This is a genomic window from Olsenella sp. An293, from assembly GCF_002159495.1.
In the GTDB taxonomy this organism is placed as follows: domain Bacteria; phylum Actinomycetota; class Coriobacteriia; order Coriobacteriales; family Atopobiaceae; genus Thermophilibacter.
Genome location: NZ_NFIT01000009.1, coordinates 66,547 through 81,926, shown reverse-complemented (window position 1 = coordinate 81,926; position 15,380 = coordinate 66,547). Strand labels below are relative to the sequence as shown.

The window sequence follows — 15,380 nt, the reverse complement described above, 5'->3', positions numbered from 1 at the left end:
CCGCCGCGCGCCCCGCCGCTCCGGGCGAGAAGAACGCGCCCCCGCAGGTTGCGGCATAATAGAGCAGTTGAAGATTCGAGCCAAGGAGGAAGCATGACCACCATCTGCGTCGACGTCATGGGTGCGGACAAGGAGCCCGCCGTCCTTCTCGAGGGCGTCGCCGCGGCGCTCGCGGACGACCCCGAGCTCGAGGTGCTCGTCGCCGGCAGCGCCGACGTCATCGAGCCGTTCGCCGCCTCGCACGACCGCGCCCGCGCGCTCGTCACCACCGAGGTCATCGCGATGTCCGAGCACCCCGCCAGCGCCGTCCGCAAGAAGAAGGACGCCTCCATCGTGCGCGCCGCCGCCGCGGTCCACGCGGGCGAGGCGGACGGCCTGTTCTCGGCCGGCTCCACGGGCGCCGTGCTCACCGCCGCCACCTTTGGCGTGGGGCGCATCAAGGGCGTCAAGCGCCCCGCGCTTAGCCTGCCGTTCCCCGGCATCTCCGGCAAGAAGACCGTCTTTCTCGACATGGGCGCCAACGCCGACGTCAAGCCCGACGTGATGGTGCAGTTCGCGCACATGGGTCGCGCCTACGCCTGCGCGATCCTGGGGGTGGAGAGCCCGCGCGTGGGCCTGCTCTGCAACGGCTCGGAGGACACCAAGGGCTCCGAGATGGCGCTCGCCTATCACGAGGCGCTCGCCCAGGGCAACTGCGGCTTTGCGGGCAACGCCGAGGGCACCGACCTGCTCGCCGGCACCTTCGACGTCATCGTGGCCGACGGCTTCACCGGAAACGTGGCCCTCAAGTCCATCGAGGGCACGGGCAAGTTCGTGATCAGGCGCCTCAAGGCCGCGATGGAGGCGTCGCTTTCCAACAAGATCGGCATGGCGCTGCTCGCCGGCTCGCTCAAGTCCCTCGCCGCCGAGATGTCCGGCGACGAGTATGGCGGCGCGATCCTTCTGGGCCTGCGCGCGCCGGTGGTGAAGGGCCACGGCGCCACGAGCGCCCAGGCCGTCCGCAAGGGCACGCTCGCCGCCGCGGCCGCCGCCCGCGCCGGCCTCACCGAGAAGATCGCCGACGCCTGCGTCCTGTGATGCGGAGATGACGCAAAGGGGCGTCCCGTTCTCATCCCCCTTTCGCGTTCGGGTAGAATGACTGGTTGACTACGTTAGGAGGAACCATGGACCGCGACGCCATTTACGCCAAGGTCATCGAGGTCGTCGAGGACACGCTGTCGCTCGGCGACGACGTCACCCTGAGCGAGGCCACCGACCTCAAGCAGCTCGGCGCTGACTCCTTTGACCTGCTCGAGCTCGTCACCGCCCTCGAGGACGAGTTCTCCATGACCTTCGCCGACGACGCCGTGGGCACCATCTCCACCGTCGGCCAGGTCGTCGACGCCATCGCCAGCGCTCAGTAGCAGGGGGCCCGTTTCTTGGAGATGCACCAGCGGGTGGTCGCGGCCGAGAAGGTCTGCGGCCACCACTTTGATCGACAGGAGCTCATCGTATCGGCGCTCACGCACCCCTCGGCCGCCGAGGGGCTGCCCGTGTCCGCCTCCTACGAGCGCCTCGAGTTCCTCGGGGACTCCATCCTCGGCGCGATCGTGGCCACCGACCTCTTCGAGCGCTTCCCGGACATGGACGAGGGCGCGCTCACGCAGGCCAAGATCAGCCTCGTCTCGGGCAAGATGCTCGCGAGCGTCGCCGAGCGCCTCGGCGTCGCCGAGCTCATCGTGATGGGGGAGTCCGAGAAGGGCACGGGCGCGCGGGGCATGCACTCCGCGCTCGAGAACGTCTACGAGGCCATCGTCGGCGCGCTCTACCTCGACGCCGGCTACACCGCGACGCACGACTTCGTGGTGCGCACGCTCGGCCCCGAGGTCTCCCCGGAGCTCGCCCGCAAGCCCATCAGCCCCAAGTCGCGCCTCCAGGAGGTCACCCAGCGCGAGATGCGCTGCGGCCCCGAGTACAAGCTCGTCGCCGAGGAGGGCCCCGCCCACGATCCCACCTTCACCTCCGTCGTGATGGTCGAGGGGCGCCGCATCGGCCGAGGGTCGGGCTCCTCGAAGAAGTCCTCGGAGAGCGCCGCCGCCGTCGACGCGCTCGTGCGCCTCGGCTATGCCGAGCCCGAGGACTTCGAGGGCGCCGGAACCACCAACTAGCCGTGAGGAGACCGGCCGCGTGTACCTCAAGTCGCTGACACTCAAGGGGTTCAAGTCCTTTGCCGACCGCACCCAGATGGCCTTCGACCCGGGCCTCACGGTGGTGGTGGGCCCCAACGGCTCCGGGAAGTCAAACGTCTCCGACGCCATCCTGTGGGTCCTCGGCGAGCAGAGCGCCAAGCAGCTCCGCGGCCAGGCCATGGAGGACGTCATCTTCTCGGGCTCCTCAGCGCGCGGCGCAGTGAGCGTGGCCGAGGTCACGCTCGTGCTCGACAACTCCGACCACACCCTGCCCATCGACTTTGCCGAGGTGGGCATCACCCGCCGGATGTATCGCTCCGGCGAGTCCGAGTACCTCATCAACGGCGCGCCGAGCCGCCTCATGGACGTCCAGGACATCCTGCACGACTCGGGCCTGGGCAAGGACACCCACTCGATCATCTCCCAGGGCAAGCTCGACTCCATCCTCTCGAGCCGCCCCGAGGAGCGCCGCGCCCTCATCGAGGAGGCGGCCGACATCTCCAAGCACCGCCGCCGCAAGGAGCGCAGCATGCGCAAGCTCGTCTCGATGGACGAGAACCTCTCGCGCGCCAAGCTGCTCTCCCGCGAGCTCGGACGCCAGCTCAAGCCCCTCGAGCGCCAGGTGGACAAGGCCCAGCGCGCCAAGGTCCTCGAGAGCGAGCTCAAGGAGCTCACCACCCAGCTCGCCGTCGACGACCTCCGCCGCCTCCAGGAGGGCTACGACCGCCTGCTCGCCCGCGGCAAGGAGGCCGACGCCGCCATCGAGCTCGCGCAGTACCGCCATGACGAGAAGAGCCGCGAGCTCGAGAAGCTCCAGTCGCTGCTCGAGCAGAAGGGGCTCTTCGTGGGCGACCTCGGCGAGCAGCGCCGCAGGATGCAGGACCTCCTCGGCCGGATGGACGCCGACATGCGCCTTCTGGAGGAGAAGGGCAAGAACATGGTGTCCCGCCTCTCCGACATGCGCATGCAGCTCTCCTCGACGCGCAAGCAGCGCGCGGACGCCGCCGAGGAGCTCGAGCGCGTCGCCGGCGAGCTCTCCGACGCCCGCGTGCGCGAGCGCGAGCTGAGGGAGTCCCTCGAGGAGCTCTCGGCCGCCTCCCACGCCGCCGCGGCCCGCCGCCGCGCGCTCGACGACGAGCTCTCCCGCATCACCGCCGACGAGCGCGCCGCCCGCGCCGAGGCGGACCGCGAGACGCTCGCCTACGCGAAGCTCGAGGATCAGGTCGGAAACGCCCAGTTCGAGGACCAGATGTTCGCCACGAGGCTCGAGCAGCTCCAGGAGAGCGCCGACACCGCCGAGGAGGCGCTCGCCGAGCGCGAGCAGCGCGCCGAGCGCCTCGAGGAGGAGCTCGAGCGGGCCCGCGGCTCGGCCGACGGCCTCGAGCGAGAGATTGCCCGCCGCTCCGAGGGGCTCGAGCGGGCCCGCGCCGCCGAGCGCGAGGCGCGCACCGCGCTCTCCTCGGCCCGCGCGACCCTCGAGGCGCTGTGCGCCGTGGACGCCGACGTCGAGAAGGCGAGCCCGCTCGTGGCGGCGCTCGCCGAGGGCGCCGGCGACGCCGTGCAGTGCCGCCTCGCCGACCTCATCGACGCCGACGCCTCCGTCGAGGGGCTCGTCGAGCAGCTGCTCGGCGACGACCTCGCGGCGCTCGTCGTGGCCGATTCCGACGCGGCCGGCTCGCTCGCCGCCCGCGCGCTCGAGCTCGCCGACAAGGGCGGCGCCGCGACGATCGTCTCGCGCGCCGCGGTCCCGTCCGGAGGGGCGGAAAGGGGCGACGCGCCCGGCACGCCGCTCGTCGAGTGCCTGCGCGTGGCCGACGACGCCCGGGCGCTGCTCGAGGCGCTTCTCGGCGACGTGAGGCTCGTCGAGGGCGTGGCCGAGGCCGTGCGCGCGCACGAGCGGGCCCCCTGGAACACCTACGTGACCCCCGAGGGGGCCGCGTTGCTTCCCGACGGCCGCCTGCGCGTGGGCTCGACCCCCTCCGGCGAGGCGGGCGCGCTCGAGCGCAAGCGCCGCATCCGCGCGCTCGACGAGGGCATGGAGGGCCTCGAGGAGTCCTTCTCGGCCGCCGAGGAGGAGGTCGACCTCGCCGAGGAGGCGCTCGCCGCCGCGCGCGAGGGCGCCGTCTCGGCCAAGGGAGAGCTCGCCCGCCTCACCGCGGAGCTCTCGTCCGCGCAGTCCGAGCGCGGGCGGCTCGAGGCCCAGCTCGCCGGCTTCATCTCCGAGCGCTCCCAGGTCCTCAAGCGCCGCGAGGCGTCCGCCGAGCGCGCCGCCGAGGCGCGCGGGCAAATCGACGAGCACCGCGCCGCCGCCCGCGCGGCCCGCGAGCGCGCCGACGCCCTCGCCGGCGAGCTCTCCGAGAAAAGCGACGCGCACCAGGACGCCATCGCCGAGCAGGGCAAGGCGAGCCGCGCGCTCTCCGACGCCCGCCTCGAGCTCGCGATGACCAGCGAGCGCCGCGCGAACCTCGAGACCCGCGAGCGCGACCTCTCCCGCCGCGTCCGCGAGCTCGGCCAGCGCATCGAGGCGACGGAGCGCGGCTCGAGGGCGCTCGAGGTCGTGCGCCTGCGCGTGGACCCGCTCCACGACCGCTACGAGCTCATCCGCGAGCGCGCCCTCGAGTGGGCCGCGCGCCTCAAGGACCGCGCGTCGCTCGCCGAGGCGGACTCCGACTCCCTCAAGCGCACGATCGGCGACGCCCGGCAGGCCGTGGCCGCCGCGGCCAAGGAGCTCGAGGACGCCCGCGAGGCCTCCTCGTCGGTCAAGGTGGACCTCGGCAAGCTCGAGGTGCAGGTCGAGGGCGCCGTGAACGCCATCGTTGCGACGGGCGCCGTGCTCGACGAGGCGCTCACGATCCCCGCGCCCGAGGACCGCGACGCCGCCGAGCGCCGCGTGGCGGAGCTGCGCCGCCAGATCGAGTCGATCGGCCCGGTCAACGCCGTGGCCATGGACGAGTACACCCGCCTCAAGGAGCGTGCGGACTACATCAACGAGCAGGTCGCCGACCTCGAGGCCGCGCGCTCTTCGCTCAAGAAGATCACCGCCGCGATCGACCGCAAGATGCGCACGCGCTTCCTCTCGGTCTTCGAGCGGGTGAACGAGAACTTCTCGGAGATCTTCTCGCTGCTGTTCCCCGGCGGCCAGGCCCACATCGAGATGACCGACCCGGACAACCCCTCCGAGACCGGCGTCGAGATCGTGGCCCAGCCCCGCGGCAAGCGCATCGCCAAGATGATGCTCATGAGCGGCGGCGAGAAGTCCCTCACGGCGCTCGCGCTGCTCTTTGCGGTCTACAAGGTGCGCACCGTGCCGTTCTACGTCTTCGACGAGGTCGAGGCCGCGCTCGACGACTCCAACCTCTCGAAGCTGCTCGACGCGATCGAGCGACTCAAGGAATCCACGCAGCTCATCGTGATCTCGCACCAGCGGCGCACGATGGAGCAGGCTGACGTCCTCTACGGCGTGTCGATGCAGGCGGACGGCGTGAGCCGCGTCGTCTCGCAGCGGCTCGACCGGCAGACAGGAAAGGTGGTTGATGCGTAAGATGGGCTTTCTCGACAGCCTGAAGGCGGGCCTCCAGCGATCCCGCGAGGCCATCAACGAGATCTTCTACATGGGCGGCGAGGTCGACGAGGACTTCTGGGAGGACCTCGAGGACACGCTCGTGATGGGCGACATGGGCGCCGAGGTGGCCATGCGCGTGACCGACGACCTGCGCGAGCAGGCCGCGCGCGAGAACCTCACCCGCGCCGAGCAGCTGCGCGACGCCCTGGCGCGCCGCCTGGCCCAGGAGTTCCCCGAGTCCGGGCGCGACCCGTTCTCCGACCTCCCGAGCTGCGTGCTCTTTGTGGGTATCAACGGAGCCGGCAAGACCACGACGGTGGGCAAGCTCGCCGGGCGCGCCCGCGACACCGGCAGGCGCTGCCTGATCGGTGGGGCCGACACCTTCCGCGCCGCCGCCATCGAGCAGCTCGAGGTCTGGGGCCAGCGCGCCGGCGTCGACGTGATCACGCGCGAGCGCGGCGCCGACCCCGCGAGCGTGTGCTACGACGTGGTGGAGGAGGCCGAGCGCCGCGGCGCCGAGCTCGTGCTCATCGACACCGCCGGGCGCCTGCACACCTCCTCCGACCTCATGCGCGAGCTCGCGAAGGTCGTGGGCGTCACCCGCAAGCGCTGCCAGTCCATGCCCGTCTCGGTGGTCCTCGTGATCGACGCCACCACCGGGCAGAACGGCCTCAACCAGGCCAAGGAGTTCAACGACGCCCTCGAGCTCGACGGGCTCATCGTGACCAAGCTCGACGGCACCGCCAAGGGCGGCATCGCCCTTGCCATCTCCAGCCAGCTGGGCCTTCCCATCTACCGCATCGGGGTGGGGGAGACCCTCGACGACCTCCAGGCCTTCGACGCGCTCGAGTTCTGCCGCGCGCTCGTGGGCGAAGGGATGTAGCCATGTTCAACTCTCTCTCCGACCGCCTCCAGGACACCTTCGAGAAGCTGCGCGGCAAGGGCCGTCTCACCGAGGACGACATCAACGTCGCGATGCGCGAGATCCGCATGGCGCTGCTCGAGGCCGACGTCAACTACCGCGTGGTCAAGAACTTCGTGGCGCGCTGCAAGGAGAAGTGCCTCACGGCCGAGGTCATGGAGTCGCTCACGCCGGCGCAAAACGTCGTGCGCATCGTCCTCGACGAGCTCACCGTCCTTCTCGGCTCCACGGACTCCAAGCTCACGCTCGCGCAGAACCGCACGCCCAACGTGATCATGCTCGTGGGCCTGCAGGGCTCGGGCAAGACGACGGCGGCGGCCAAGCTCGCGTACCTCCTCAAGAGCCAGGGCCACAGCCCGCTTCTGGCCGCGTGCGACACGCACCGCCCCGCGGCAGCCGACCAGCTCGCCACCCTCGGCGGCGAGATCGGCGTGAGCGTGTTCCGCGGGGACGGACGCGACGCCGTGGCCGTGGCCTCCGGCGCGATCCAGGAGGCCGTCGACCACCTCAACGACATCGTGATCGTGGACACGGCGGGCCGCCTGCAGATCGACGAGGAGATGATGGAGGAGGCCGTCGCCATCAAGCGCGCGGTGCGCCCCGACCAGATCCTCATGGTCGTCGACGCCATGACCGGCCAGGACATCGTCAACGTGGTCACCGAGTTCGCCAACCGCGTGGACTTTGACGGCGTCATCATGTCCAAGCTCGACGGCGACGCCCGTGGCGGCGGCGCCCTCTCCGTCCGCGAGGTCACCGGCAAGCCGATCAAGTTCGTTTCGATGGGCGAGAAGCCCGACTCGCTCGAGGTCTTCCACCCCGACCGCATGGCCAAGCGCATCCTGGGCATGGGCGACGTGGTGGGCATCATCGAGCAGGCCCAGAAGATCGCCGACGAGCAGCAGGTCGCCGACGCCGAGCGCATGCTGCGCGAGGGCTTCACGATGGACGACCTGCTGAGTCAGATGCAGCAGATCCGCAAGATGGGCGGCCTGCAGAAGATCCTGGGCATGATCCCGGGCATGGAGCGCGCGATGGCGCAGATGCCGCAGGCGGCCGACGACTCCCAGATGACCCGCATCGAGGCCATCATCCACTCGATGACGCGCGAGGAGCGCCTCCGCCCAAAGATCATCAACGGCCAGCGCCGCAAGCGCATCGCCGCGGGCTCGGGCCGCACGGTGCAGGAGGTCAACCAGCTCATCAAGCAGTGGGACGAGATGAACAAGATGATGGGCAAGATGAAGGGCCTCATGAACCAGGGCGGCGGCAAGAAGGGCCGTCGCGCCATGCAGCAGATGATGCGCGAGATGGGCGGCATGGGCGGTCCCGGCGGCAAGCTGCCGTTCTAGGCGCCCGGCGCGGGCGGCGGGCCCTTTCGCGGCCTGCCCCCAATCGGCCCTCGAGGGTATGTACACCCCACCTTGAGGGTATGTACGCAAATCCGTTCGGCGCGTTCTTCTCGGCGGCTCGTCTGCCTGCGCAAACATCGACCGTCCGAAATCGGACGGTGTACATACCCTCAGGGTAAGGTGTACATACCCTCGAGGCGGGGCGCGCGGCGCACGGCGAAGAGAGCCTAAGCACCCCTTCCGCGCCGTCAAAGCGCCCTCCGGCCCACGAAGGGGCCCCGGGATCGCTCCCGGGGCCCCAAACGTGCCTTGCCCTGCGACCTACTTGTGCACGACCACCACGTCGCCGACGCGGCCAACGTTGTAGAGGGCCTGGCCGTCCGCGTAGCTCATGCGGATGCAGCCGTGGCTGCCGTAGTAGGTGTAGATATCGCCGCCAAAGACGGACTGCCACGGCGCGTTGTGGAAGCCCACGAGGTTGCCCACGAAGCCGAGCCAGAAGTCAACGTGGCTGTCCCACTCCGGCTCGCCGGTCGCGGGGTCGATGGGGCCCTTGAGGTTGATGTCGCCGTCCGTGGCGCGGGACTTGCGGTTGGTGACGGTCCAGACGCCGGTCGGGGTCTCCTGGCCGAGGTTGGGCTGGCCGGTGGTGATGTCGGCCTCCCAGATCACGGTCCCGTTGTCGTAGAAGACGGCGTGCTGCGCGGTGAGGTCGACGTCGATGTAGCGGTTGCCCCAGTCCTGGCCGCCGGGGTTGACCTGGGCCGCGGTCTGGACGCAGGGGATGTCGATGGTGGAGGGCTGGCCGGCCTGCACGTTGGCCACGATCTGCTCGGCGAGCGCCGCGCCGTCGATGCTCCAGCCGTAGGTGCTCGCGCCGTAGCCGGAGGTCGAGCCCGTGACGGTGAAGGTCTGGCCGTCGGGGCGGGTGTAGGTGCGGTCGGTGCCGATGGTGTCGAGCTGGTCGGAGAGGGCGCCGCGCGTCCACTCGGTCACGGCGTCGGCGTTGAGGGAGACCGAGAGGCCGTCGCCGATGGTGGTCCAGCCGGCGATCATCTCGGACGTGACGTCGGCCACGTGGGTGCCGCCGAGCGTGAGCGAGACCGTCGAGGAGACGAGCTTGTTTGCCGCGTCGACGGCGGTCTGGAGCTCGGTCTTGGTCTCGGCGCACTCGTCGCCGATCTCCACCTCGGCCTCGCCGGCCTGGATGGCGGCGACGACGGCGTCGGTCACGAGCTCGGCGTCGAGCGAGCTTGCGAGGAGCTGCTCGTCGATGACGTAGGCGGCGGCCTCGGCGTCGTAGGTGATGCCGTGGCCGCCGACCGCCGCGTCGGACGCGAGCGCCTCGACGGCGGGGGTCACCACGTCGGCGACCTTCTGGCGGTCGATCGTGACCGTGGCCGTGGCGGAGATCTGGCGCGTTCCGGCGATCTCGAGCGGCCAGGCCCACGGGTTGACCTGGGCGAGCGCCTCGCTCGCGTAGGACTGGCCATCGCAGGTGAGCCCCGCCTGCTCGGCGCCGATCGTGAGGTCGAGCCCCTTGCCGATGACGTGGATCGAGTAGCCGTCGAGCGAGGAGGCCTTCTCGTCCGCGACCTCGCTCACGGGACGCATCGAGACGTCCTCGCCGTCGAGGATGGTCCCGGGCATGAAGGTGGACTCAAAGTAGAGGGCGCCGCCCACGTACGCGCCGCCGAGAAGAACGACGAGCGCGGCGGGGATGATCCAGAGAAGGTGCCGGTGGCGCTTGGGCTGCGGCGCGTCGCCGACGGGGGAGCTCTGCGCGGTGCCGCCGAGCTCCTGCTCCGGGCTCTTCTCGGCGGCCTTGGGCTTAACGGTGGTATCTGACGGGGACATGGGCCTCATGTGGCTTGCCATGCGTCCTCCTGGGAAAGTTTCACGTGGTTCAGGCATGCGCACGCTATCGTACCCTAGGATAGACGCGATGACACGACGTTTCTTGGTCCCAACCAAAGGAGAACAGATGGCCGCGGTCACCTACCTGAAAGCGCTCGACGACCCGCGCCTCGACGCCTACGCGCGCCTGACCGACCATCAGCTGCGCGCGCGGCTCGAGGGGGCGTCCGGCGTGCTCGTGGCGGAGACGCGCCTCGTGGTCGAGGTGGCGCTCGACGCCGGCGTGCGTCCGCTCTCCTTCCTCGTTGACGAGAGGCACCTTGAGGCCCACGCCGACGTGCTCGCGCGCGCCGGCGACGAGGTCCCCGCCTTCGTGCTCCCGCACGGCCAGATGGAGCGGCTCACGGGCTACAACGTGACGCGCGGCCTGCTCTGCGCGATGGAGCGGCCCGCGCCGCGGTCGGTGGCCGAGGTCGTGGCGGGCGCGCGTCGCTTGGCGATCGTGGAGGACCTCGTGGACGTGAGCAACGTGGGCGCGCTCTTTCGCTCGGCCTCCGCGCTCGGGGCTGACGCCGTGGTGGTCTCGCCGCGCTGCGCCGACCCCTACGTGCGCCGCGCGGTGCGCACCTCGATGGGCACGGTCTTCACGGTGCCCTGGGCCCGCGCCGAGGAGGGGCGGTGGCCCCGCGGCACCCTCGACGCGCTGCGGGCGGAGGGATTTGCCTGCTACGCGATGGCGCTCGTGGAGGGCGCCGTCCCGCTCGACGACCCCTCGCTGCTCGCGGCCGAGAGGCGCGCCCTCGTCTTTGGCAACGAGGGGAGCGGCCTTGCGCCCGAGACGCTCGCGGCCTGCGACCGGTCCGTCATCATCCCCATGTCCCACGGCGTCGACTCCCTGAACGTCGCCGCCAGCTCCGCCGTGGCCTTCTGGCAGCTCTTCCGCTGACAGGTTCGTCACCGCCCCAGCCACGTCACCCCCGCGACCCAACCCTAATCGCCCCGAGCGCGCGTCACCGGCCCCGCCCCAAGCCGTCCACGCCGACGTGTTGGGGCGTCGCCGCGAGAGAACGAGAAGGACCCTCCCTCACGCGATTTCTGCGAAGCAGTGAGCGGTGAGGGAGGGTCCTTCTCGTTCTCTCGCCCTGGGAGGTTACTCCGTCGGCGTCGGCATCTTGGGGGCGAAGCCGTCGTCGCGGGTGAGGATGTTCATGAACTCCTCGCCGGTGATGGTCTCCTTCTTCTGGAGGTAGTGGGCGATCTCGTGCAGCTTGAAGCGGTTCTCGCGCAGGGTGCGCAGGGCCGTCTGGTGGCCCTCCTCCACGAGCGCCTGGACCTCGGCGTCGATCTCCTGCGCCGTGCCCTCCGAGCACGTGAGCTGCTGCCCGCCGCCGAGGTAGCGGCTGGCCGGCTGGCCGAGCTGCACCATGCCAAACTTGTCGGACATGCCGTACTGTGTGACCATGGCGCGCGCGAGCTGCGTGGCCTTCTCGATGTCGTTGGAGGCGCCGGTGGTCATCTCGTTGAAGATGAGCTCCTCGGCCGCGCGCCCGCCGCAGAGCACCGCGATCTTGTCCTTGGCCTCCTGGCGCGTGGTGAGGAAGTGCTCGTCCTCCTCGACCTGCATCGTGAAGCCCAGGGCGCCCGAGGTGCGCGGGACGATCGTGATCTTGGAGACGGGAGCTGCGCCCTTCTGCATGGCGGCCACGATGGCGTGCCCCGTCTCGTGGTAGGAGACGACCTCCTTCTCGTGCGGGGAGAGGACCGTCGACTTCTTCTTCTCGCCGGCGATGACCACGTCCACGGACTCGAGCAGGTCCTCCTGGGTCACGCGGCGCCGTCCAAAGCGCACGGCGCGCAGCGCGGCCTCGTTGATGATGTTGGCGAGGTCGGCGCCCGAGGCGCCCGGCGTGGAGCGGGCCACCACGCCCAGGTCGATGCCCGGCTCCATCTTGACGTCGTCCGCGTGGATCTTGAGGATGGCCTCGCGGCCCGTGAGGTCGGGCAGCTCCACGGGGATGCGGCGGTCAAAGCGGCCCGGGCGCAGCAGCGCCTGGTCGAGGGTCTCGGGGCGGTTGGTGGCGGCGAGCACCACGATGCCCTTGTGGTTGTCGAAGCCGTCCATCTCGGAGAGGAGCTGGTTCAAGGTCTGCTCGCGCTCGTCGTTGGAGGAGAGGGAGCTGTCGCGCCGCTTGCCCACGGCGTCGATCTCGTCGATGAAGATGATGCAGGGGGCCTTCTCGTTGGCCTGTTTGAAGAGGTCGCGCACCTTGGCGGCGCCGCGGCCCACGAACATCTCGACGAAGGCGGAGCCGGCGATCTGGAAGAAGGTCACGCCCGCCTCGCCGGCGACGGCCTTGGCGAGCAGCGTCTTGCCCGTGCCCGGGGGGCCCACCAGAAGCGCACCGCGCGGGCAGCGCGCGCCGATCTCGTTGTACTTCTCGGGGTTCTTGAGGAAGCTCACGATCTCCTGGAGCGACTCCTTGGCCTCGTCCTGGCCGGCCACGTCCCTGAAGGTGACGCCGGTGTCCTCGCCCTTGATCTCCTTGGCGTTGGACTTGCCCAGGCCGCCGCCCATGCCAAAGCCGCCCCCGCCGAAGTTCATCGAGGGGCCGTCGTCGCCCATGGCCTTCTTCATGCGGCGGTTGAGCCACCAGCCGATGCCCAGGAAGATGAGGATCGGCAGGCCGTAGGAGACGAGCAGCATGAGCCACAGGTCGCTCGAGGTGTCCTGGATCTCGGAGACCATCGTGACGCCGTGGTCGTCCAGCAGCTGGGCGGTCGACTGCTCCGTGCCGTTCCACAGCACCGTGGTGTAGAGCTTCTGGGAGTCGCCCTCGCCGGTCGTGAAGGTGATCTCGGGGTTGCCGTAGACGGACTCCGCCTGCGTCACCTCGTTCTTCTCGACCATGTCGACGAACTGGCTGTACTCGACGTGGGTCACGCGGCTCGCCGTGAGGTTGGTGCCGAGCGCCTGGCTGATGGCGAGGTACGCGATGATCGCGATCAGCACGTAGAGCAGCATCGAGCGGCGCCGCTTGTTCTCGTTCATGTCCATCTTTCGTGGTAACCCTTCATGCGTTGCGGTACTTGGGTTCTCTGATACCCAAATAATGATGGTTCATCCCCGAGGGCGCGCGCGACCAGACAATCTCCCGCGTCCGCCCGCCGCCCGGGACCCGCACGTTGGGGACGGTCCCCAATTAGCAGCACGTTGGGGACTGTCCCCAACGTGCGGGTCAGTGGGCGGTGCGCTCGGGGAGCTCGCCCGAGCGATAGGCGTCGAGCAGGGCGCGCAGGTCGGCGAGCTGCTCGCGGATGTCGGCACCGGTGTCGGTGTCGTCGATCGTGAGGGGGCGCGGGTTCACCTCGAAGCGGTCGTCGTCGCTCATGATGTCGGCGTTGAGGTCGAGCACGTCGGCGATCGAGCCGAAGGGGCGGTGCGCCTTGATGCGCATGCCGCGCGGGTCGGAGATGAGGGTGTAGCCGGCGATGCCCGTCGTCTTGTGGTAGGCCTGGCAGAAGCCGCCGTCGATGACCACGAGCCGCCCGCCGGCGCGCACGGCCTTCTCGCCCTCGGAGGCGTGCACGGGCGTGTGGCCGTTGATGATGTGGCCGTGCTCGGGATCCGCGCCAAACTCCTCGAGGATGCGCCGGCAGACCTCGGGGTTGTCCGTGAGGGCGTAGTAGGGGTCGCGCGGCTCTGCCCAGGTGGAGCGGTCCGTGAAGTAGGTGCGCTCGAAGGTTTTGACCACGCGCCCCGAGAGCGGCGAGTAGCGGCCGCACCAGAGGTACCACATCCAGTCGAGCGAGACCTCGTCGTGCTCGTGCCAGGCGCGGCGGGCCAGGCGGTCGGCGTAGTCGTAGTAGGCCTTGCCCGCGAGGAGCTGCCCCTGGTGGTTGACCGGGTGGAAGGTCCCGTCCTCGTTCATGGGGACGCAGGCGTGGAAGAGCACGTCGTTGTTGTGGACGAGGTAGGCGCTGCCCCGCTCGTAGAGGAAGTTCACGTGGGTCTGGAGCTTGTAGGAGGTGCGCACGGCCTCGAGGAGGTTGTCCATCACGCGCAGCTCGTCGTCGGAGAGCGCGTAGGGGTCGGCCGGGTCGAGGGTGGGGAAGTCGCTCGAGACGAGCCGGTAGTCCTTCTCGCCCACGCGCGCGACGCCGCAGGCCGGGTCCACGCCGCCCAGCAGCAGCCGGTCCTCCATGTGCCAGTTGGGGTGGCGCTGGATGGTCTGCCCCTCGAGCTTGAAGAGGATGACCGAGATCGCCTTCTCGAGTGGCGTCATGGCGTCGTCCGCGCGATACGTCGCCTCCGCGAACAGGGCGAGCTCGCGCAGGGAGACGCCGTAGGCGCTCTCGAGGATCTTGAGGGAGTCGTAGCGGATGTTGTTGCGGATCACGGCGGCAAGGCACGTGGCCGAGCCCGCCGCGGCGCCCATCCAGACGATGTCGTGGTTGCCCCACTGCAGGTCCACGGAGTGGTACTCCATGAGGCGGTCGAGAATCTTGTCGGCGTGCGAGCCGCGGTCGAAGACGTCGCCCACGAGGTGCAGGTGGTCCACGGCGAGCCGCTTGATCAGCGACGCCAGGCTCACGATGAAGTCATCCGCCGAGCCGGTGTCCACGATGGTGTCGATGATGCGCTGGTGGTAGCTCTGGCGCTGCTCGCCCTCGCCGGGGGAGGCGTGGAGGAGCTCGTCGATGATGTAGGCGTACTCGACGGGCATGGCCTTGCGGACCTTGGAGCGGGTGTAGGAGTCGGAGAGGTAGCGCGCCAGGCGCACGAGGCGCATGAGCGTGATGGCGTACCACTCCTCGGTCACGTTGCCCGAGGCCTTGAGGCGGCGGAGCTTGCGGTGCGGGTAATAGATGAGGGTGCACAGGTCCGCCTGCTCGTCGTGGGTGAGCTCAAAGCGGAAGGTGGATGCCACGCGCTCGCGGATAACGCCCGAGCAGTTGTTGAGGATGTGCTTGAAGGCGTCGTACTCGCCGTGGACGTCTGAGACAAAGTGCTCGGTGCCCTTGGGCAGGTTGAGGATGGCCTCGAGGTTGATGATCTCGGTGTAGACCGACTGCGCCGAGGGGAACTTCTCCGAGAGGAGCTCGAGGTACTTGCGGTCTGGCATGGGTCCCCCTTCCGTGGCTTCGCGTCCCACTGTGATGTGCGGTCGGGCCGCGCGCGAGCACTTTTCGGCGAGAGGGGCGTTTGCGGTCGGGTGGTAGTAACGAGTGGGGTGCGGCGGGGCGCTCCGCGCGGGGTTCGGAGGCCTGCGAGCCGGCCGGGGCGGCGCGCGGGCGGGCTGTTGGCAAAAAAGCGCCCAAGTGAGCGACGGCCTCCCGGTCCGGGCGTCAGGAGGGTCCGATGGCTTCCGGCGAGCTGGGCAGACGAGGCGGCTCGGGGTGCCCCCGCGGCCTCTCCCCGCCGGAGGTCGCGCACTTCGCAGGTTTTTTTGCCAACGCAGGTTCGCGCACGTGCCGCATGCCCAACCGTGCTACCATACGGACTCGAGGCGTTGACGGGG

The 15,380-nt window shown here is 69.8% G+C and carries 10 protein-coding genes; 7 read left to right on the top strand and 3 right to left on the bottom strand.

What is annotated here, in order from left to right; translation table 11 throughout:
* Nucleotides 1–93 precede the first annotated feature (93 nt).
* The 6 genes from plsX to ffh all read left to right on the top strand — a co-directional run bounded on the left by plsX (nt 94) and on the right by ffh (nt 8,004).
* Nucleotides 94–1,077, top strand: a complete 984-nt coding sequence (plsX, locus tag B5F85_RS07245) for a phosphate acyltransferase PlsX (protein ID WP_087315855.1) — start codon at nt 94–96, stop codon at nt 1,075–1,077.
* Between the two features lie 86 nt (nt 1,078–1,163).
* A complete protein-coding gene (locus tag B5F85_RS07240) occupies nt 1,164–1,403 on the top strand; it encodes an acyl carrier protein (protein WP_087315853.1) in 240 nt (79 codons plus the stop codon).
* Nucleotides 1,404–1,418: 15 nt separating this feature from the next.
* The gene (gene rnc / locus B5F85_RS07235) at nt 1,419–2,147 is read left to right on the top strand and encodes a ribonuclease III (RefSeq protein ID WP_087315851.1); all 729 of its coding nucleotides are present in this window, start codon (nt 1,419–1,421) and stop codon (nt 2,145–2,147) included.
* Between the two features lie 19 nt (nt 2,148–2,166).
* Nucleotides 2,167–5,709, top strand: a complete 3,543-nt coding sequence (gene smc, locus B5F85_RS07230) for a chromosome segregation protein SMC (protein WP_087315849.1) — start codon at nt 2,167–2,169, stop codon at nt 5,707–5,709.
* A 1-nt stretch (nt 5,710) separates the two neighbouring features.
* A complete protein-coding gene (gene ftsY / locus B5F85_RS07225) occupies nt 5,711–6,613 on the top strand; it encodes a signal recognition particle-docking protein FtsY (RefSeq protein WP_087315901.1) in 903 nt (300 codons plus the stop codon).
* Between the two features lie 2 nt (nt 6,614–6,615).
* On the top strand, nt 6,616–8,004 hold the full coding sequence (ffh, locus tag B5F85_RS07220; protein WP_087315847.1) for a signal recognition particle protein: 1,389 nt from the start codon (nt 6,616–6,618) through the stop codon (nt 8,002–8,004).
* A 321-nt stretch (nt 8,005–8,325) separates the two neighbouring features.
* Here the strand turns inward: ffh and B5F85_RS07215 are convergent, their stop codons facing one another.
* A complete protein-coding gene (locus tag B5F85_RS07215) occupies nt 8,326–9,882 on the bottom strand; it encodes a L,D-transpeptidase family protein (protein WP_158094578.1) in 1,557 nt (518 codons plus the stop codon).
* A gap of 106 nt (nt 9,883–9,988) precedes the next feature.
* Here B5F85_RS07215 and B5F85_RS07210 point away from each other — a divergent pair, with 106 nt between their 5' ends.
* Nucleotides 9,989–10,807, top strand: a complete 819-nt coding sequence (locus B5F85_RS07210; protein ID WP_087315843.1) for an RNA methyltransferase — start codon at nt 9,989–9,991, stop codon at nt 10,805–10,807.
* 204 nt (nt 10,808–11,011) lie between these two features.
* On the opposite strand, the gene ftsH is transcribed toward B5F85_RS07210, so the two are convergent.
* On the bottom strand, nt 11,012–12,916 hold the full coding sequence (gene ftsH, locus B5F85_RS07205; protein WP_204204673.1) for an ATP-dependent zinc metalloprotease FtsH: 1,905 nt from the start codon (nt 12,914–12,916) through the stop codon (nt 11,012–11,014).
* Nucleotides 12,917–13,097: 181 nt separating this feature from the next.
* Nucleotides 13,098–14,984, bottom strand: a complete 1,887-nt coding sequence (locus tag B5F85_RS07200; protein ID WP_087315841.1) for a fructose-1,6-bisphosphatase — start codon at nt 14,982–14,984, stop codon at nt 13,098–13,100.
* Nucleotides 14,985–15,380: the final 396 nt, after the last annotated feature.